Annotated in this window: 17 protein-coding genes; 8 read left to right on the top strand and 9 right to left on the bottom strand. The window is 45.9% G+C overall.

Annotated elements, in window-relative coordinates:
- Positions 1-18 precede the first annotated feature (18 nt).
- Complete coding sequence (locus AAA946_RS07470; RefSeq protein WP_338164294.1) at positions 19-2,130, bottom strand: methyl-accepting chemotaxis protein; 2,112 nt, start codon at positions 2,128-2,130, stop codon at positions 19-21.
- Positions 2,131-2,439: 309 nt separating this feature from the next.
- Between AAA946_RS07470 and AAA946_RS07465 the strand changes: the two genes are divergently transcribed.
- A complete protein-coding gene (locus AAA946_RS07465) occupies positions 2,440-2,979 on the top strand; it encodes a DUF3124 domain-containing protein (protein WP_338164293.1) in 540 nt (179 codons plus the stop codon).
- A 63-nt stretch (positions 2,980-3,042) separates the two neighbouring features.
- Here AAA946_RS07465 and AAA946_RS07460 read toward each other — a convergent pair whose 3' ends face one another.
- The gene (locus AAA946_RS07460; RefSeq protein WP_338164292.1) at positions 3,043-4,125 is read right to left on the bottom strand and encodes a TRAP transporter substrate-binding protein; all 1,083 of its coding nucleotides are present in this window, start codon (positions 4,123-4,125) and stop codon (positions 3,043-3,045) included.
- A 282-nt stretch (positions 4,126-4,407) separates the two neighbouring features.
- Here AAA946_RS07460 and AAA946_RS07455 point away from each other — a divergent pair, with 282 nt between their 5' ends.
- Positions 4,408-5,028: a LysE family translocator gene (locus AAA946_RS07455; protein ID WP_338164291.1), complete on the top strand. Its 621-nt coding sequence runs from the start codon at positions 4,408-4,410 to the stop codon at positions 5,026-5,028.
- Between the two features lie 32 nt (positions 5,029-5,060).
- Here AAA946_RS07455 and AAA946_RS07450 read toward each other — a convergent pair whose 3' ends face one another.
- On the bottom strand, positions 5,061-7,271 hold the full coding sequence (locus AAA946_RS07450; protein WP_338164290.1) for a hypothetical protein: 2,211 nt from the start codon (positions 7,269-7,271) through the stop codon (positions 5,061-5,063).
- Entirely contained in the window at positions 7,258-7,434 is a 177-nt protein-coding gene (locus tag AAA946_RS07445) for a hypothetical protein (RefSeq protein WP_338164289.1), read from the bottom strand. The genes AAA946_RS07450 and AAA946_RS07445 overlap by 14 nt, the downstream gene beginning before the upstream one ends.
- Before the next feature lie 414 nt (positions 7,435-7,848).
- Here AAA946_RS07445 and nirB point away from each other — a divergent pair, with 414 nt between their 5' ends.
- From nirB to AAA946_RS07415, 6 genes are all read left to right on the top strand, one after another.
- A complete protein-coding gene (gene nirB / locus AAA946_RS07440; protein WP_338164288.1) occupies positions 7,849-10,407 on the top strand; it encodes a nitrite reductase large subunit NirB in 2,559 nt (852 codons plus the stop codon).
- A gap of 2 nt (positions 10,408-10,409) precedes the next feature.
- Positions 10,410-10,733: a nitrite reductase small subunit NirD gene (gene nirD, locus AAA946_RS07435; RefSeq protein WP_338164287.1), complete on the top strand. Its 324-nt coding sequence runs from the start codon at positions 10,410-10,412 to the stop codon at positions 10,731-10,733.
- 278 nt (positions 10,734-11,011) lie between these two features.
- The gene (locus AAA946_RS07430) at positions 11,012-11,869 is read left to right on the top strand and encodes a formate/nitrite transporter family protein (protein ID WP_338165792.1); all 858 of its coding nucleotides are present in this window, start codon (positions 11,012-11,014) and stop codon (positions 11,867-11,869) included.
- Positions 11,870-11,981: 112 nt separating this feature from the next.
- On the top strand, positions 11,982-12,737 hold the full coding sequence (gene cobA / locus AAA946_RS07425) for a uroporphyrinogen-III C-methyltransferase (RefSeq protein WP_338164286.1): 756 nt from the start codon (positions 11,982-11,984) through the stop codon (positions 12,735-12,737).
- Between the two features lie 203 nt (positions 12,738-12,940).
- The gene (locus AAA946_RS07420) at positions 12,941-13,222 is read left to right on the top strand and encodes a CG2 omega domain protein (protein WP_338164285.1); all 282 of its coding nucleotides are present in this window, start codon (positions 12,941-12,943) and stop codon (positions 13,220-13,222) included.
- A 39-nt stretch (positions 13,223-13,261) separates the two neighbouring features.
- Positions 13,262-14,296: a DUF4382 domain-containing protein gene (locus AAA946_RS07415; RefSeq protein ID WP_338164284.1), complete on the top strand. Its 1,035-nt coding sequence runs from the start codon at positions 13,262-13,264 to the stop codon at positions 14,294-14,296.
- 53 nt (positions 14,297-14,349) lie between these two features.
- Here the strand turns inward: AAA946_RS07415 and AAA946_RS07410 are convergent, their stop codons facing one another.
- The 5 genes from AAA946_RS07410 to AAA946_RS07390 form a co-directional block, all read right to left on the bottom strand.
- Positions 14,350-16,002: an LTA synthase family protein gene (locus AAA946_RS07410; protein ID WP_338164283.1), complete on the bottom strand. Its 1,653-nt coding sequence runs from the start codon at positions 16,000-16,002 to the stop codon at positions 14,350-14,352.
- A 161-nt stretch (positions 16,003-16,163) separates the two neighbouring features.
- The gene (locus tag AAA946_RS07405) at positions 16,164-17,177 is read right to left on the bottom strand and encodes a tetratricopeptide repeat protein (RefSeq protein ID WP_338164282.1); all 1,014 of its coding nucleotides are present in this window, start codon (positions 17,175-17,177) and stop codon (positions 16,164-16,166) included.
- Positions 17,178-17,186: 9 nt separating this feature from the next.
- Complete coding sequence (locus tag AAA946_RS07400; protein WP_338164281.1) at positions 17,187-18,119, bottom strand: type II secretion system F family protein; 933 nt, start codon at positions 18,117-18,119, stop codon at positions 17,187-17,189.
- A 1-nt stretch (position 18,120) separates the two neighbouring features.
- Positions 18,121-19,089, bottom strand: coding sequence for a type II secretion system F family protein (locus AAA946_RS07395; protein WP_338164280.1), 969 nt, complete (start codon positions 19,087-19,089; stop codon positions 18,121-18,123).
- Between the two features lies 1 nt (position 19,090).
- Positions 19,091-20,551: a CpaF family protein gene (locus AAA946_RS07390; RefSeq protein ID WP_338164279.1), complete on the bottom strand. Its 1,461-nt coding sequence runs from the start codon at positions 20,549-20,551 to the stop codon at positions 19,091-19,093.
- Positions 20,552-20,586 lie beyond the last annotated feature (35 nt).

The following is a 20,586-nucleotide window of genomic DNA, read 5'->3' as shown; positions in this document are numbered from 1 at the left end:
CCTCCTTTTCTTTTGACTCTAAACTTCAAATCTGCCCACGAGCTGATCAAGCCTAGATATTGAGTTCTGCATTAGCGATGTTCGGCGCGCCAGCTGTTTGGATTGGTACTGTAGCGAAGTGGTAGACTCCGCGGCGAGCTCCGCTGTCTTTGAGTTGGTATTACTCATATCAGCAAGCCCCGTGATGGCATCAAACAACGAGTTCACCGATTGCTGCAACTGCTCATTTTGCTTTGACGTATCTGCCAAATAGGCATTACTTTCGACATTTTCGATCCCAGCCCGCATGGTATTCACCGCCTTTTCAGACTGCTGTCTGAGCTGTTCCATTAAATCTCCAATATCTTTTGCTGCAGTAGCAGTTCGATCCGCTAAGGTTCTTACTTCATCTGCCACCACGGAAAATCCTCTACCATGCTCTCCTGCTCGCGCCGCTTCTATCGCTGCATTGAGTGCTAAAAGATTAGTTTGAGCCGTAATGTCAGTAATCAATGTGACGATGTCACTGATCTTTTCCATTTCATTATTAACATCATTCACGCTGGCTGAAGAAGATTGAACGATACCTTTAATATTCTCTGCACTGTTACGAGCAGTTTCATATTCTTGATGAGCACGCTCTACCGATTCTGTCATTAGCCCATGCATTTCTCTGGCATTGTCATTTGCAGAACGAATTCCCCCGACCTGCTTGTCCGAGAGATCGATAAGCTGTGAGATTGACTCAGAGGTATCTTCACTCGACTTAGATAAACGCTGACTGCAACGAAACATAGACTCTGAGACGTTGTTGACTTCGCGACTTGCAAACACTAATTCTGATACCACAGTTTCTAGATTATCGATGAAGCTATTGGTCCAGCGCCCCAGATCCCCAGTTTCATCGGCTTTAAACTTTGACGCATCCAAGCGCTGTTTAAGATTTCCATCCCCTTCCGCCAGTACTTTCATCACACCAGTCATTTGCTCTAAGCTTCGCGATAAAGGTTTTGCCGTGCGAGAACGAAACAATAGCGTTAATCCACAAGCAGATAAAAAGGACGCACCAGCACTCGCGTAGGGATCCCAGCTGAAGAAATGCTGAAGAGCAACAGGCAGTAAAGTCACTAACATTGCCGAGGTCATGAAACGACGAGTTAAGCGACCGACAAGTGAGCGATGTCGATGCACTTCCTCAAGATCGGATTCACACATCATGCCCCATTTATCAATAGAGCCAGGCAATTGGAACGTGACCCCTTTACCGATGACAGGTATATGCCGGTAGTCAGAGTAGCCCGGATAATCGACATAAACATTACTGCCATTTCTTATGGTCTCACGTACTCCGGGGTGCAGCTGATTGGTTGCAGGATCGTTGAACACCACCTCAAATTCGGTGTGATGACGAATTTTCACCGTGCCCCAGTCCGTTTGAACACCTTGCTTTAGGTTTTCGCCATGAGAAAACGTGTTGTCCTCAAATCGTGAACGCGACAAGGCTACACCTTGAGCAATCGATGGTTCGAAATTTGACTCCACCATAAACAAGTAGTTATCCCCTGACTCGCTATAAATATGCCCCGCTTCACGTTGAATTAGATCCCCCAGCACATCGTTAGGCACTCGTCCACATAGCACAGGGGAATCAGGTTGATTGCAATCAAGGGGTTGATAAAACATCAATGTCACTGCGTCATGAAACTTTGACGATGATGGTCCAACATCTAAGGTTCTTGGGTCTACATACGGGCCGTGTAAAAATGGCTGGGCTCTGCCACGTTCCAACGCCTTTGATAGCGTCACTTTCTGTCCGTTGTGACCTCGATAACTTGAGTGACTCACCGTACCATGGTTATCGACCAAAAATAGCTCAGAAAAATCTTTGCTGCGTCTAAGCAATAAGTTTAACGCCTCTTCCTGTTCTTCGGATGTTTTCGAAGAAAGGTAAAATGCGGCATCTTCAAGAAATTGCCACTGATTGAGCGTCCAAGTTTCTAAAAGCTTGACGCGTGTGTGTGCGATACTCTCAAACGTTTGCTCAAGCTCTCCAACACGAGAGCGATTGGCAAAGCAAGCAAGCCCCATTGCTATTTTCCCTGTTGTTCCAAACCATGGCAGCCAGCGTTTTTCAGTTGTTGTTAAATTCATGTCCAGTCCTTTGAATCTAGTTTGTTGATAATAAAGCAATTTATATACCCACATCTCGTAAGGTTTAAAGCCTCATAAATCACGGGATTGAAGGAATAAACACGACTCTAAACCACAAACGAACATCACAGAGCACCAAAGCCGTGCAATACGAGCACCAAAGTAGGGATGCGCCCCAACCTAGAGCAATTCACAACTGCTAACAGAAAATAGGCTGATGTAACGCTCTGATCTTGCTTACGAATAACAATAGAAAGGATGGAAATAGTACAATGTAGGCGCCCTCTCAATGCCCCATTAGGAGACCACATGACTGAAAATCGCAAAGCCAGCCAAATTGTTTCCACTCTCTCTACTGTCCTTGCTGTCGGTTTAGCCGTTTACCTTGGTTCACTGATTAAATCTGTCGATACCATCGAAGAGAAACTTAGTCACCAAGCGCGGCATGTCGAACGCACAACTTTAGCTGCCAATAGCGATGCGGAGCTCAGCAGTTACGTGCCGGCGTACTCCCATATCTATACCGATGGCGGAAAAGCGGTATTACTCGAGACAACATTGGTGGTGAGAAATACCGACCCAAATCAAAGTATTCATATCCATAGCATTGATTATTTCGATACAGATGGAAATCTGGTTAGGCAGTTTCTAGAAAAAGGCTATGTGCTAGAACCACTGTCTAGTTCTGAATATCTGGTGGAAAAACGCGAAGTGAGTGGTGGGGTTGGTGCAAACTTTATCGTCAATTGGTCAAACCCAGCGGATGCATCGCAACCAATCTTCGAAGCAGTGATGATAGGCTCCGGTCACGGTAAAGACATCTCTTTCACCAGCCGAGCGATGCACTAAACCGACACAGCCCATTCCGAAGTTCGAAATGGGCTGTTATTTTATCTACTAGATAACCAAAAATTAATGTGTTTGCTCGTTCAGGTACGCTTGCAATGAGATATTAGTCCACTCACGCATTTTGGTTAAGTAGGATGCTTGTGAGTCTAGAATTTGTTTTGCGAGTTCATCCTCGGAAGCTTGCTGCTTCAGAAGTTCACCATTAGCCTGTTTTAAAGCGTTAATGACCTCTGGTGGGAAGCTGCGTACTTTAATATCTGGGTATTCCGAGCTCATTTTCGACCAGCTATTCGCATTTTCATGTAATGCTTGAGTATACATATCAAACGCAGCGACACGGAATGAGGTTTCTAGAATCGTTTTTAGATCGTCCGGCAACTCCTGCCACACTTTTTTGTTCACTAAGAATTGGGTTTCCGAGCCCGGCTCATGCCACGCGGTGTAGTAATAAGGCGCAATTTTCTGAAAGCCCATACGTAAGTCAAAAGCGGGTCCCACCCATTCCAAAGCGTCGATAGTGCCACGTTCAAGGGACGTATACAGTTCCCCTGGTGCTATGTTGGTTGGTTTAGCCCCTACTTGGGCTAACACTTCACCCGCGAAGCCTGGAATACGCATCTTTAACCCTTTCAGATCTTCAATGGTATTGATCTCTTTTTTAAACCAACCGCCCATCTGAATGTCGGAGTTACCGCCTGGAAATGACAACAGATTGTGCGGTGAGTAAACTTGCTGCATCAGCTCTAGACCACCACCATGATAAAACCATGAATACTGCTCCATGGTCGTCATGCCGAAGGGCATCGATGAGAAATAGAGAGTGTTGGGGACCTTCCCTTTCCAATAATACGAGCTTGAATGCCCGAGGTCGTACTGACCCGATTTCACCATATCAAAAACACCCAGTGGTGCTTTGTGTTTGTTGGCCGAATCAATGCGAATAATCAAACGACCATTGGACATTTCTTTGGCGAGCTTGGCCATATTCTTACTCGCATCGCCTAAAATGGGCGTGTTCGGTCCCCAAGTTTCAGCGAGTTTAAGTCGGTAGACTTTGTCGTCAGCTTGAACATGAGCTGCGACAATCGTTGTCAGGGTAGCGACGATGAGGGTACTGATTCGACGAATGGTTTTTTGTAATTCCATTTCTTAGATTCCTATGTACGTGATTGGATAGCTCACCAACAATGGATGTAAAGAGTTTGTATGTCAAAGTGTTACCATTTCATCAACCTATCAACGAGCGGCCAATGTGTCTAAAAATTAACCAAAGCACCCTATTTTATCCTTCTCGACGCATATGACCTTTATTTAACTCCATCCTAACCATCAGTAAAAATATTCCATTCTGTTTAACAAAGTGATAGTTCTGTCACGAAATCTCTGTTATTAATAGCCAAATTGTTCAATATTCTAAAAAGTATCATTATGGACTGGGCGACACTGTCAATTTTCATCCCTACCTTTTTCTTCGTTTCTATTACACCCGGAATGTGCATGACACTGGCCCTCACTATGGGCATGAGCATAGGTTATCGACGCACATTGTGGATGATGGTCGGTGAGCTTCTTGGCGTTGCGGTAGTTGCACTCGCAGCCATTTTGGGGATCGCTGCGGTGATGTTGAAATACCCGGAAGTGTTCACCGTTTTTAAAGCGATAGGGGCAACTTACCTATTTTATCTCGGTGTTCAGATGTGGCGCTCACGCGGCAAACTCGCCATTACATCCGAGGTTGAGCAAACGTCACGCCATAACGATTGGGATCTTGTCGTTCAGGGTTTTGTCACTGCCATCGCCAATCCTAAAGGCTGGGCGTTCATGATTTCACTACTTCCCCCTTTTATTGATCAATCAAAACCGATGGTTGGCCAAGTTTCAATGATGCTGGCTATCATATTGGTCAGTGAATTTGTCTGTATGACCATCTATGCAACAGGTGGTAAAGGTCTCAAGCGCACCTTAGGTAATGCGAACAACGTGCGAACCATGAACCGCATCGCAGGCACACTGATGTGTGGCGTTGGTGTTTGGCTATTTCTAGGATAAAAAAGCGGGCTCCAATATGGAGCCCGTTTGCTTTATTGGGTAACCCCTGCAATGACTGCGGGATCGCCTGTCACTACTGGCATAGAACCAATGTCTGCACTCCCCGTTACTGACGTTGGCACTGCGACCGCTGGGTCTTGGAGCGTCAAGCTGCTGCACTCAGAGCTGGCTAATGGCTTCATCAACTCTTCAATTTCACGTGCTTTAATCACATATTGATTGCTGCCTCCCATTGCTACACCGTCACGGATTGAAAATGCCGCACGATAGTGGTCATTTTCACCATTTCTAATGCTTGGAAGTCCCCAAAGATCACCATTGCCCCCATAGTTGATCATGAAGGTTTGGTTTTCATAGTCACCAGCATCACCGCTACGGTCATTATTGCTGGTGTGTACATAGCTAAACTGAATCGGACGATCGAAACTGACAATATCCCCAGACTCATCTCGCACGGTCGTTAATCGATTCCATTCATTGATTCCGGTTTCCCATACATAAAACTCTTGCACAACGCTAGGATCGTAAATCTCCCATGGATTGGAAATGGACTCCGTCGATAAGACCATAGGGCCCGTTCTAAGTCCCCAGTGGTGAGGACTAGACTCTAACGTCGATGAAGTAACCGATGAGTCAAACCGAACCGCTTCGCCACTGGTTACGCTGACCAATGTCAGCGCATTTTCACCATTAATCGAAAAAGTGAATTCATAAGCGCTACCATGCTCTGTTTCGAAAGGACTGTTTTCCCCCCAATACTGAGCAACATGCTCGGCATCGATTGTACCGATCGGACAATTGTCGTAGCAGGTCAGTGTTATCGTTCCATTGTTAGGAAGCGCTGCATCACCGCTTTGTGACCCATCAATGAAGGTTTGTTGATAGTAAGTAATGCTATCTTCTCCACTCAAATACTTAACCTCGCCACCAAGCTGCTCGGAGTACATGTAAAGGCTGTCGTGGTCGCTGAGCGTGATTACAATCGGTGTGTCTAACTGGCTAACAGTGGGACCATCATCCCCCCATTTGAGTTTGCCTACTTTAACGAACTGCTGGTTGTTATAATTCACTACCCACTGATCAAACTCACTATCTTGGTAAATCGCATCATCCCAATAGTGAAAATCAATCCCACTTAACTCAGTCAGCGCTAACGCGTTGACCGTATTTTTAATCAGCCGTCCGGGAGCCGTCACTATCGTTAATGACTCTTGCTGTTCATCATTCTCCCTGACAACAGTGTCACCATTACTAAACTGTTCACCACTCTCGGTCCAAAGCCCCCAATAACCAACGAAACCATAACTGTCGTTGCTACCGTCATCGTTGGAATCATAGCGGATTGGGAAACCACTATTGAGCTCAATCGCTGCCCCCGAAGATGCATCAAATAAGTCATATCGATGAACATGGGCGGTGAGCTCAGTTCGGCTTAAACACTGAGTTCCAGTGGAATGATCACCTGACTTATAGGGCAGATCATCAAAGTCACCGTCAGTATTCTGTACTAACACTCGGCTCTCGTTAAACGCAAGAGCAAACGTTCGACCTCCAGACCCATGCGCGCCTGAATATTCCATGCCCGTCAATGCTACGCCGCTAGTTCGATCTTCAGACATGACCACACTGGCACATTGTTTATAGTTTTCGCTGCCGCCATGACTGCCTTGTTCAAACAAAGTAAATCCAATTTGTCCGTCAAGATTGGAGATAGTCTTCACCTCTCCTCCCCCTGATTGATTGTTTTGCTCAAAATTATCAAAGAAGTCAAAGTTGAAGGTAAAGTCACCGAATGGGTTAGTGTCGGTGGCTCCATCACGAATCGTCGCTTTAAACTTGATAGCTTGCTCCCCTTGTTCGTCTTGTCCCATTTCAGGTAGCCAAACGCTAACAACTAATGGATCCGCATCGGATTCTCGTTCTACAGTACTTACTGCTTTCATCAGTTGCGTTTGATTGCTGGCACCTGATGATTGACCGCTATCACCGGATTTATCGTCATCAAAACAAATGGATTCATCCGCCAGAACCAAATATGGTCCTTGATTAGCAAATTCCACACTATTGAACTGCGCAGTAAAACAGAGAATGCTGTTGACCAACTCAATAGGCTCTAACGCTTCATTCCATACATGGGTGCGTTGCTCTGCAAGCGTATAGTCTGTGTCCGCATCATCATAAGCAGCATGTGTAGTAAGAGGCGCCATGGCCAACACAAGAGGAATTAATTTAGTCATTTTCATTAGTCACTACCTCCAATTGTTCAGGCAGCGAAAGCTGAGAGGTAGGAATGGTTTGAGTTTGCGGTTGATCACCTGAGCTCGAATCTCCACCACTTCCATTACAACCGAAGAGTAGTCCTAGAGCTAAGGTAGCGATTACTGCTTGGATATGAAGTCGAATCATATCTCCTCCTTGTCATTTAATAACGAAAGTAATTCGCGCCAACTAACCTTACTTATAACGTGGTTATTGGTAACCTAGGATATTTGAACGAAGGTTTATAGAACATAATTCTATATATAAATCGCTTTTTCTTATAAACCACAGAATATGTATGGATTATGTAGGTAAGTTACATGATGTGTAATTAAAGAACCCGTATGTGACAACGCGTATATATCACTTCGGCCCTACCTGACCTCCCTTATCTAAACTCCGTATAGTTTGAGCTCACTTCTATGCCACTGTCGATTACTTGCTCAGCTGACCTACCCCTTTAGGGTAGTTTAATTCCGTAATTGATTTACATCATGTATTAATTTGCTTTCACAAATAACAATGCAGGCAGACTTGAAGAACTAACACTTAGGTATAATCATGAGCAAGATGAAGCTTGTCGTCGTAGGAAACGGCATGGTTGGTCATCGCTATCTCGAGGACTTAGTCGAGAAGGCAGATATGGCCGACTATGAAGTGACTGTCTTCTGCGAAGAACCCCGCGTTGCGTACGACCGTGTACACCTTTCCTCTTATTTTTCACACCACACCGCTGACGAGCTTTCTCTCGTCAAAGAAGGTTTTTACCAAAAGCACGGCATTAACGTCTTAATTGGCGAGCGCGCTATCAATATCAACCGTGAAAACCACATCGTTTACTCCAGCACTGGTCGTGAAATCAAATACGACAAACTCATCCTCGCTACTGGCTCCTTCCCATTTGTACCACCTATCAAAGGCCACGAAAGCAAAGACTGCTTTGTTTACCGTACGATCGAAGATCTGAAAGCTATCGAAGCAACCGCTAAGAAAAGTAAAAGCGGCGTTGTTATCGGTGGTGGTCTACTAGGTCTTGAAGCCGCTGGTGCACTAAAAGCACTAGGTGTAGAAACTCACGTGGTTGAGTTCGCACCAAAGCTAATGGCTGAGCAGCTCGACCAAGCTGGCGGTAACCAGCTCCGTTCAAAAATTGAAAGCATGGGCGTGAACGTTCACACCAGCAAGAACACGCTAGAAATTGCGCCTGAAGGCAAAACAGCACGTAACGTGATGCGCTTTGCTGACGGTACTGAGCTAGAGACTGACTTCATCGTGTTCTCTGCAGGTATCCGCCCGCAAGACAAACTGGCTCGCGAAATGAAGCTAGATATCGCACCTCGTGGCGGTATTGCTATCAACGACTTCTGCCAAACGTCAGATGAGAACATCTACGCCATTGGTGAGTGTGCGTCTTGGAACGAAATGTTCTACGGTCTGGTGGCTCCAGGCTACAAGATGGCGACGGTTGCGGTTGACCACATCGTTGGTAACGACAGCAAGTTCGAAGGTGCGGACATGTCAGCGAAGCTTAAGCTTCTTGGCGTGAAAGTAGGCTCAATTGGTGACGCTAACGGTCGCACTCCTGGCTGTAAGAGCTACGTTTACCAAAACGAAGAGCAAGAAGTGTATAAGCGTCTTATCGTTTCTGAGGATAACAAGAAGCTTCTTGGTGCAGTAATGGTTGGCGACACGTCCGACTACGGCGACCTACTTCAGCTAATGCTGAACGAAATCGACCTACCAGAGCACCCAGATGCACTTATTCTTCCAGCACACGCTGGTGCTGAAAAGCCAACACTAGGTGCAGATTCGCTTCCTGAGTCAGCGGTTATCTGTTCTTGCTTTGACGTAACAAAAGGCAAGATTGCAGAGGCGGTTGCTCAGGGTCACCACACCATTGGCGACATTAAAGCGGTCACTGGTGCAGGCACTGGCTGTGGTGGTTGTATCCCTCTTGTGACGTCAGTTCTGAATGCTGAACTTGCTAAGTCTGGTATCGAAGTTAAAAACGATGTATGTGAGCACTTTGCTTACTCTCGTCAAGAGCTGTTCCATCTAGTACGTATCGGTGAGATCAAGACGTTCGAAGAGCTGCTTGAGAAACACGGTACAGGCTACGGCTGTGAAGTATGTAAGCCACTAGCAGGCTCTATCCTCGCGTCTTGCTGGGGTGACCACATCCTTAAGCCTGAGCTAGTGAAGCTACACGATACCAACGATAACTTCCTAGGTAACATCCAAAAAGACGGTACTTACTCTGTTATCCCACGCATGGCTGGCGGTGAAGTCACACCACAAGCGCTAAAAGTACTGGCTGAAGTGGCTGCAGAATACAACCTTTACACTAAGGTGACGGGTGCACAACGTATCGGTCTATTCGGCGCGCAAAAAGACGACCTTCCAGCTATCTGGAAGAAGCTGATTGAAGCAGGTTACGAGACAGGTCAAGCGTACGCGAAAGCGCTACGTATGGCGAAAACGTGTGTAGGCTCTACTTGGTGTCGTTACGGCGTTCAAGACTCTGTTGGTCTAGGCTCTCGCATCGAGAACCGCTACAAAGGTATCCGAACTCCTCATAAGATGAAGTTTGGTGTGTCTGGCTGTACTCGTGAGTGTGCGGAAGCACAAGGTAAAGATCTTGGCATCATCGCAACTGACGCAGGTTGGAACATGTACGTGTGTGGTAACGGCGGTATGAAACCTCGTCACGCAGACCTACTCGCTTCTGATCTAGACGAAGCAACGCTAATTCAATACATCGACCGCTTCATGATGTTCTATATCCGTACGGCTGCGCCACTACAACGCACCTCAGTTTGGATGGAAAACATGGAAGGTGGTGTGGACTACCTACGTGAAGTTATCGTTGAAGACAAACTTGGTATCAACGAGCAACTTGAAGCTGACGTACAGCGTCTCGTGGGCGATTACAGCTGTGAGTGGAAGAACACGATTGAAGACGAATCTCAGCTTACGCGCTTTGCTCACTTCATTAACAGTGACCTGCGTGATGACAATGTGGTTTTCGTTCAAGAGCGTGACCAGCACCGTCCAGCGACATTCACTGAGAAACACCCTGAAGCGAAAGGCGACATCCTACACGTTGAGCTGGAGAAGTAATCATGGCATTTCAAAAAGTATGTGACATCCAAGATATCGTCCCAGGCACCGGTGTTTGTGCATTGATTGACGGTCAGCAAGTCGCGGTATTCCGCCCAAGTGCGGCAGAAGAAGTTCGCGCTATCAGCAACATGGACCCGTTCTATCAATCTAACGTGCTATCACGTGGTTTGATTGTTGAACACCAAGGTGAGCTTTGGGTTGCAAGCCCGCTTAAGAAGCAGCGCTTTAACCTAACGACTGGCGCATGTATGGAAGACGAGCGCTTTAACGTAAAGGCTTTCAAAGCTCGCGTGACTAAGGGTGCTGTAGAGATTTCTGCATAAAGTATTTGCCGTCATTGCCATCGCACTTTGGCCTTGGTCGCTAGTATAGGCTCTGCAAAACCCGTCATCCTCGTAAAAACGAGGATCTCATGAAGCGAGTGACTCGCTGTAGAAGATCCCCTTTTTCAAGGGGATGACGGAAGTAAAGAGGGTGACGATGGTTGATTCGATGACGCAAATACTCAAAGAGAATGAATAGCCTATAGGGGTTAGCCACCCTAGCCCCTATCACTATTCAATCTTAACTTTTTATTTTTACACTTTGTTGGAGAGACATGATGTCTACTGATTTTAAACCTGCACAATTCGTTCAAACTATGATCGACGTTGGTGAAGCGAAGACCAAAACCAGCACACGCGATCTACTTTTGCGCGGCACAATGGCTGGTATCATTCTGTCGTTAGCGGTAGTTGTTGCTATCACGACCATCGTTCAAACAGGCATGGGCGTTGTGGGCGCACTCGTGTTCCCTGTTGGCTTCGTTATTCTTAGCGTAATGGGTTATGACCTTGTAACCGGTGTTTTCGGTCTTGCACCTTTAGCCAAATTTGAAAACCGCCCGGGTATCACTTGGGGTCGTATCATGCGCTGCTGGGGTCTAGTGGGCCTTGGTAACCTTATCGGTTCATTGATTGTTGCTTACCTTGTGGCTGTATCACTAACAGGTAACTTCTCTCTTGAGCTAAACGCAGTAGCGAAGAAGTTCATCGCGGTTTCTACGGCTCGTAGCCTTGGTTTTGAGAACATGGGTATGGACGGATGGATCACCTGTTTCGTTCGCGGCATCTTCTGTAACCTAATGGTTTGTCTAGGCGTAATCGGTAACATGACAGCACGCACTGTGGCAGGTCGTGTCGCGATGATGTGGTTCCCAATCTTCATCTTCTTCGCACTAGTATTTGAGCACACAGTAGTAAACATGTTCCTATTCCCACTAGGCATGATTCTAGGTGCTGATTTTGGTATCGCGACTTGGTTGAACTTCAACCTTATCCCTACCATCCTAGGTAACATCGTTGGCGGTCTAATCATGACTTGTATCCCGCTTTACCTAACTCACGCTAAAACTGCACCTTCAATCTCTGCTGAAACAGAAGAACACGTGCAAGCTGAAGCAGCTCTAAGCGCGAAGTAATATCGATATGGCCTCACCCACCGGGTGAGGCCATATACCTCTTTGGTTATAAAAAGTCGTACTGCCGAGTATTACTCTTTATACCCAAATTTTGATTTGATAGGCGTAGCTTATGACCACCAATCACACATCTTTAAATGCCGGCTTTGTTTCATTGGTCGGTGCGGGGCCTGGAGACCCTGATCTTTTGACAGTGAAAGGATATCGCGTGATTCAGTCTGCGGATGTAGTCGTTTTCGATAGGCTCGTATCCAGAGATATCCTTTCGCTGGCAAAACCCGATGCAGAGATGATTTACGTGGGTAAGAAGCTCGACTATCACTGTGTACCGCAAGAACAGATCAACCAGATCTTGGTAGAAAAGGCCAAAGAAGGCCACAAAGTCGTCCGCCTTAAAGGTGGCGATTCATTTATCTTTGGCCGTGGCGGTGAAGAGCTAGAAACGCTGGCCGAAAACGGCATCAACTTCGAAGTGGTTCCGGGTATCACCGCAGCTGCTGGAGCAACAGCCTATGCAGGCATTCCCCTGACCCACCGTGACCACGCACAAAGCGTGCAGTTTATTACCGGCCATGTGCAAAAAGATGGCCGTGAAATCGAATGGGGCTCACTTGCTCAGTCTAACAACACGCTCGTGTTCTATATGGGTCTAAAACAAAGTGGACGCATCACCGATAAACTGATCACTCATGGTCTAGATGAAAATACACCCTGTGCGGTCATCGAAAATGGCACACGTAAAGAGCAGCGTGTTTTTCAGGGATCACTGAACACGCTTCCACACATGGCCAGCGAAGCACAAAGTCCTGCGCTTATTGTGGTAGGCAGTGTGACTCAACTGCACGATAAACTAAAATGGTTTAGCTAAACTTCACAAGCCAGCGAACATCGCTGGCTTTTCTATACACCTTCTCCCATAAGGCTCCGAGCCTCTTTTGGTAGCGTGTCTCACTTCTGCTATACGCTGACAGAATGCTTTCCCAATATGGAATAGTTCTGACATATCCTTACTAAACTTAACTAACCTGTACACGCTTGACGTGTCCCTAAACTTGCAAAGGTAGGTTAGTAATGAAAGTACTCGTCTCATTGGCTCTTGGAGCTTTAATCCCCCTTTCTGCTGCACAAGCAGATATCACAATCAAAGGCGATCGCATGGAAATTAGTGATGATTGCCGACAAATCGAAGGAGACGTGATGACATTGCGTTCCGAAGATTGTGATGAGCGCTCGAAAGGAGGCAATAAAGGTAAGGGAGAAAACCGAAGCATTCATGGCGACGACAACCCTGGTAAAGGGCACGATAGAAACAAAAATAACAAAGGCAAAAACCGCGACAAAGACGATGATTAGTCTTGGTGTTTTGCTCGCAGTGTAAATAAGGAATGAGTTATGAATTATTTAAAGCTTACCGCTATTGCAAGCGTAGTATCACTTGCTCTTGTTGGGTGTGGCGGAGATTCAAGTTCTCCAGCAGCAACGACGCCTGTTACGCTTAGCGTTACAGACGCTCCTGTGGATGAAGTCAAAGAGGTCGTGGTGACCTTCGGCACCGTTGCGCTATTGCCGCAAGATAGTGGCTCACCAATCGTCTATGACGTGTACTTAACGGACGATGAAGGCAACCCTGTTGATGAGAATGGTGACCCCATTCCTGACGGGGAAGACCCAGTACCACTGAGCGTCAACCTGCTCGACTATCAAGGTAGTAAGGTCATGCCGCTGATTAAAGATGAAGTCGTGACTGTAGGTAACTATAAACTGTGCGTGTTCGCTAACGATGGTGATCATCCGACCCACCCTTCCTACGTTATTGAAGACGACAATACCAAACGCGAGCTGTCAGTAAAAGGGGATGGCGCTTGCCCACAAGGCGTAGGCAAAATAGACAACACGGGTGTGCTGTACTTTAATAATTCGTTTGCGGTAAATCCGCAAAACAACGACTTTGCAGTAGAGTTTGACCTACGACGAGGCCTAAAAAATACCTCAACGTTCCCAGATTACAGCATTCAACGTACCTCGGTCACTCTGATTAATACCGCTGTGACTGGCAATATCGAAGGCACAGTAGCAACTGCGACGTTCAACGCTTGTAACGATCCAGCAGATGCCAATGCAGCGCAAGCTGTGTATTTGTATGAAAGCGGTACTACACAAGAAAACATGGCGCCTATTGGAGGAACCGATACCGTTAAACCTCTGACCTCTGCGAGCGTTAGTTATAATGAAACGCAGCAAGTCTACGAATTCTCATTTGGTTTCCTAGACCCAGGTAGCTACAACCTTGGGTACACTTGTACAGCTCAGCATGATGATGGTGAAGAAGACTCTGATCCAGTAGCGGCTGGCTTCGCGATTTACGAAGCTAAGAGTGATGTAACAGTAACGGGTAATCAAGACACTATCGTAGCGTTTGGGGAATAAGTTTCTTTAAATGCTCTAAGCGAGCTTGGTTCTAAATCAAGCTCGCGATATTGTTAATGACTTGTTTGTTTAAGCTTATAAAAATTGACGATATCAACCGCTATTTGAGACGAACTTTCGCCTTTCACTCGGGTATCATCACCATCCAGAATCACTTCTAAATTTTCTCTGTCACAGCGTAAACTCACCACCGAACGATCATCACCACGTCGATGTGTGGCGCATCCCGCTGGCTCTGGATGCTCCAAAGGAAGATAGCTACCCAGAGTATCGCCATAACAGGACTTACCTTTAATTCCATTAACAGTAGAAGTAATGAGGTCTGTTTGTTGTAATGTAGCCGATATATTTGCCCTAACATTATCCCACACGACAAATGCAGGCACTTTCGCCACGGCCATTGCTCCGTCGTTATTTAATTCGCGTTCAGTAACGGCAGACATTGCACGGTGATCGCTCACTACGACTACCATCCAATTTTCTTTCGCTATCTTATGAACAAAATCGGCAATGATTTTATCCGAATACTCGAAGGCAAGTTTTTCAGAAAACACGACATCATCATTTGAAGGTACCGCATAAGGAGAGTGAGTCGTAACATTTTCAATCACGACAAAGTGCTTACCCGAGAGCTGCGAGATTTCGTCATAAGCGCGCTCAAATAGAATGTCGTCCCTCACGGATTCAAACAAGTAGCGTCTATGCTCGTTTGAAAAATCATTCTCACCCAAAAGTCTCTGAAAGCCGATATCTTCCAACCACTGCCCTTTCCCTGCGAAGTCCAAGCTGCCCGACGTATAAAAATGCGTCTGATAGCCCAAAGCGTTTACCTCTTCGATCAATGAATGTGAATAGTGGATCTTGGACAAATCATTGGTTCCGTCGAGCTTTCCTATTGGAGAGTCGGCAAGTAATGGCTCCCCAACAAACAAGGCATACAAACCATCTTCAGTCGAAAAGCCATTCGCATAAAAGTTAGTCAACGCAATATTGTTTTGTGCAAGTCGATCAAGGTTTGGCGTCCATCCATGTCCGCTTCCAAAGTATTCACTATGATAATTTGACCAAGACTCCACCAAAATAACGACGACTTTTTCAGGCTCGATTGGTGGAATAAGTTCACAGTGCACTTGAGGCACATAAGACATATTCCGAGCGAAGGACTCTGTGTAGTTGCCAAAGGCTAATTTGTTAAAGTTGACCTCTACAAAGTTGGTATAAAAAACATGCCTAACTGATTTTGGAGTGACCTGAGAGGCTAATAAAAGGCCTATAGCGATGGCCGTCAATGTCAATGACGTCTTTTTAGTAATGTAGACAGCCTTAGCTGTTGCGCATTTAACAACTAGGTACAGCGCCAACAATATAATTGCATAATAAGACCATCCGGTACCCGCCATCGCCAAATGGACCTGTGCCCCATACTTTATGACATCACTATAATAAAGCCGAGTCTGAAACGCTGATATGACATAGCAATCAATCACATAAAGTACAAAAACAATAAAGAATATCGAACGGGAGATCCAGTTAAAGGGCCATGACCTATGGTTAAAAACTAGATAAAAGATCACCGATGCCAACACAAGAACACCGTCATTAAGCGCTAACCGAATAAAACTCTCGTGATCATCAATATATAAAGCACTGCCTAAGCTAAAGACTTTAAATAGATAAGCAAAAACAAAAATGAAAATAGGAAACATAGTAATTAATGTCTGTAAGCCCAATTAGCAACAACAAGGTTAGTCAGTGTTAATGCGTTCAACATGCGAACACTTTAAAAGGAGTAGTATCGGAAAAAAGCAGGCGCCCATCCTTGGGCACACCACTTTGCTGCTACGAGTTACTTTTAACGCGAGTAAGACTAGTTGTTGGAAATGATCACCTCTTTATTGCGCACTTCCGCAAGAGCACGTTCAAGGTTTTCGTTGGCTAACTCATAGTATGAGGGCTTAGCATCTATCGCCTGCTGAAAGTATGGAATGGCACGTTCTGGTTTCCCTTTAAGCATCAAGAAATAGCCGACGTTATTTAACGCCTCTGGTTTTTCAAGGTGGCGGCTAAACATATTCAGGGCTCGGTTCTCATAGCCTTGAGCCAGGTAAATTAACGCCATATTATTTTGCGCTTTCTCATTTTCCGGTTCACGTTTTAACGCTTTTTGAGTATATGACTGGGCTTTACTGTAGTCACCAGACATATAGAAAGAATAACCTTGGTTAATCAATATCTTGGTCGAGCTAGGGGATATTTGATACGCTTTTTCGTATAGCGCTCTTGCTACTTCATAGTCATTGTCCACGTCCGCGAGAATGCCTAGCCCCATAAATGCCAAAGAAGGTGACTGGCTATCCACCAGAAGACTGTCTACTTTGGTTTTAGTTACGGCATCAAAATCTATTGTGTTAGTGGAACTCTGGCGTACCTGATCGGCATTGACCGCCCTCAAGAAGTAGCTCTCAGCTTCTTCTACTCGTCCAGTTCGGGCATACAAATTACCCAGTTGCTGGTGCGCCATCACATGATCTGGGTTATCTTTTACCGATAGCAAGAAGGCTTGCTCGGCAAGGTCATTATTGCCCCTAGAGAGATGGATCTGGCCGATGGTAAAAAGCGTTTGATCCTTATAGGTCTCTGTACCAAACGAAAGCGAGCGAATGTATTCGTACAATGCCAAATCGACGTTATCAGATGCAAGTGCTGCATCACCGCGCTGTATCGCCTCAACCTCTGTTTCTGGAGGCGGGTCTTGCGTCAATGTCTCAATCGGACGACCTGAATAGAGTGACGTGTCGTACGTTGGCTCTTTTGAGCCACTTGCACAGGCCTGAAGCCCCAAAACGACCACCACTAACGACAGTATCTTAAATCCTTTCATAACGTATCCTTACTCGAAAGCTTTAATAATATTAAGGACGGCAGGGCCAACAGCAACAATAAAGAAACAAGGCCAAATAAATAACACCATTGGGAACATCATTTTTGTTGGGATCTTGGCCGCTAGCTCCTCCGCAGCCTGATTTCGTTTGTCTCGATAATCTTCAGTATAGTCACGAAGTGTCGCTGACAAGCTACCACCTATTCTTGAGGCATGAGACAACATGCTCACCAAGCCCCCCAGTTCGTACAAACCCGTTCTCACCACCAGATCATTGAATGCCTGAGGCAGTTCCACACCGGCCTTTACTTTTATACACACCGTTTCTAATTCATCCGCTAATTCTGGGTGTGCAATATAGGTTTCGTTGGCCACGCGCTTCATTGCCGCCATAAAGCCCAAACCAGACTCGGTACAAACAACCAGCAAATCAAGCGCATCAGGTACACCTGCGCGGATTTTTCGCTGTCTCTTTTTAACCATTCTGTCGAGGACCATATTAGGAAGAAACAATCCGCCAAGTACGCTTATCGCAATAATCAAGTTAAGCTGGCTAAAGTCACCCAGTGTTAAGTAAAAGCTCCCTGCTAGTACAACGCCAATGACAAACGAAAAGATTTTAATCGCGTAGAAATTTCCAAGCGCACTTTTTTCATGCAAGCCTGCATGCATCAGTTGATGTCGTATGCTTTCCTTTTCCTTCGAGTTACCTGGAACATACAAAGGAGATAAAGACTCTAAAGTATCCCGAACTCGACTCGACTGCCTTTTCATCTCAGGCTCAGCCAAATTCTCCACTCGACGCTCTACCCCAGACTTAACACCAAACATTACGAAACCTAAGGTAAATACTGCTAACGTCACAGCAAGTAATACTCCGCCGAGCAAAAACCATTCTCGGGCGATGTTAAGGTTGTCTACCTGTTGTAATATCGCTTCCATGCTACACCTCGATGTTTATGATCTTTCTCATCCATAAGGCACCCAGCATCAAACTCACTACACCACCAGCAATGACTTTTAAGCCTCTCGGGTCGGTATAGAGCGGTTCGACTAACTCTGCATTCACCGCCATCAACCCCATAAATAGTGCGAACGGCGAAAGCACCAATATCCACGCAGACATGCGGCTTTCTGCAGACAGCGTGCGTATCTTACGAGACAATTTAAAACGTGCACGGAGCACCTCTGAAACCTTTTGCAGATTTTCTGCCAAGTTACCACCTGTGTCTTTTTGTAGGAGCACAGCCGAAGAAAATGCCAGCATAGAGACAGTCGGTACCCGGTCTGCCATATTTAGTATGGAGATTTTAATGTCGTAACCAAAGCTCAGCAGGTTAAACGTGTTTTTGAACTCCTCCCCTGCAGGGGCTGGTAGCTCTTCCCCAACTTCTTTAAAGGTTTGCGCAAGTGGCTGACCTGCTTGAAGCATACGCCGCATGATATCTAGGGCCTCTGGTAACTGTTCTTCGAATTTAATCAAACGCTGAGTTATCTTCCAGTTAACAAAAAACACCACGCCAATCACTAAAAATACAGCGCCAATCACGCCGAAGTACCACGGTTTATTTAAAACAGGAACGACAATGATGAGTGCGAGACAACCCAAAAGCGTTCTCATTACGATGTCCCCGAGCCCAACGCGAAAACCCGCTAACTCTGTCATCTTTTGTAAGTTGGCAAAATATGGGATCGCAACCAACTTCCTGTCGAGAGGAGACAACTGCTTGTGATAGTGCTCTTTGAGTAAACTAACGCTCTCCGCATCCAGTTCGCTTTTCGTTCGTTCCAGTCTTTTGGTTAGCTCTTTGTGTTTCGCTCTTTGACCCGCAGCGGGCAAAATCAACGCTTGGGAAATCAAAAAGACCGCAACAAAGAGCAGCAAAAAGAACATCGTCGCATCAAAGTTCATGTTACTTATCCTCTTTACTACTTAGCTCATTGAACAACTCAAATGGAAGGTCGATACCACGTTTGATCAGCGAGTTATGGCAATCAGGAACCACGCCGGTTGCAGTATAATGCCCCACCACATTCCCCATTTTGTCGACACCTTCACGATTAAATTTAAAAATCTCGGACATGGTGATAACTTCCCCTTCCATACCGTTGATCTCTTGGATGCTTACCATACGGCGCTTACCGTCTTCTTGCCGTTCCATTTGAACTACAAGATGGATAGCTGAGGCAATCTGGGCTCTCAAGTTTTTGGTTGAAATGTTCCAACCTGCCATCGCAAACATGTTTTCTACCCGACTCAATGCATCACGAGGAGAATTCGCGTGAATCGTTGCCAAAGAGCCATCATGACCAGTGTTCATCGCTGACAGCATGTCCACGGCCTCACTACCCCTAACCTCCCCCACAACAATTCTGTCGGGGCGCATACGCAGCGAGTTTTTTACCAATTCACGCTGAGTGATCTCACCTTTGCCTTCTAAGTTAGCTGGACGTGTCTCCAAACGGATAACATGTGGTTGTTGTAGTTGTAGCTCGGCAGAGTCTTCTATAGTGATGATCCGTTCATTAGACGGAATATAACCAGAGAAAATATTCAATGTGGTCGTTTTACCAGAACCTGTACCGCCTGAGATTAGGATGTTAAGTTCGCCTCTAACCGCTCCTTTGATAAACTTAGCCATCTGCGGTGATACTGAATTGAGTTCCAAAAGGTTATCCATCGTCAACCGATCAACAGCGAAACGACGAATGGATACCGATGCTCCATCTATCGCAAGTGGTGGGATAATAGCATTCACACGAGAGCCATCCTGAAGGCGCGCATCAACCATTGGTGAGGCCTCATCAATACGACGGCCAACTAAGCTCACTATTCGATCGATAATATTGCGTAGGTGGCGGTCGTCTAGGAAGGTGTAAGGGGTTTTTTCAAGTTTGCCTCGTCTTTCCACGTAGACACTTTTAGGACCATTAACCAATATGTCCGATACAGTAGTATCTTTAAGCAAAGGTTCAAGGGGGCCGAGACCAAACACTTCGTCTTCGATTTGCATTAAGACACGTTTACGACCTTCATGACTAAGCGGGTGCTCATTATCATCGTTCATCAACGTCTGTATCGCATCGTGCAGTTCACGTTTCGCGGTCTCTTCATCTAGACTAGACAACAATCCCAAATCTACCGTTTCGAGCAGTTTCTTGTGAAAGTAATGCTTAACTTCCAGGTCTTGTTCTAACTGTCTTCTGGCCTCTTCGACAGCACGAGTTTTGATCAGCTCTTGTTCGTCTACGTCAGATGAAGCCTCTTCTTTCGGTATGTCCTCCGCTATGACTTCATTTCTGACCTCATCGTTTTTAATGCCGGCCGCTCTTTTCTCAAAATCTGGATTGAAGTTTTTCCTTTTAAAGAACATAACCCCTCCTTGGTCATTGTGTTAGCCGTATGGCT

The organism is Vibrio sp. 10N (assembly GCF_036245475.1).
Taxonomy (GTDB): domain Bacteria; phylum Pseudomonadota; class Gammaproteobacteria; order Enterobacterales; family Vibrionaceae; genus Vibrio.
The sequence above is the reverse complement of the archived record's forward strand: the minus strand, read 5'-3'. Positions and strand labels throughout refer to the sequence as shown.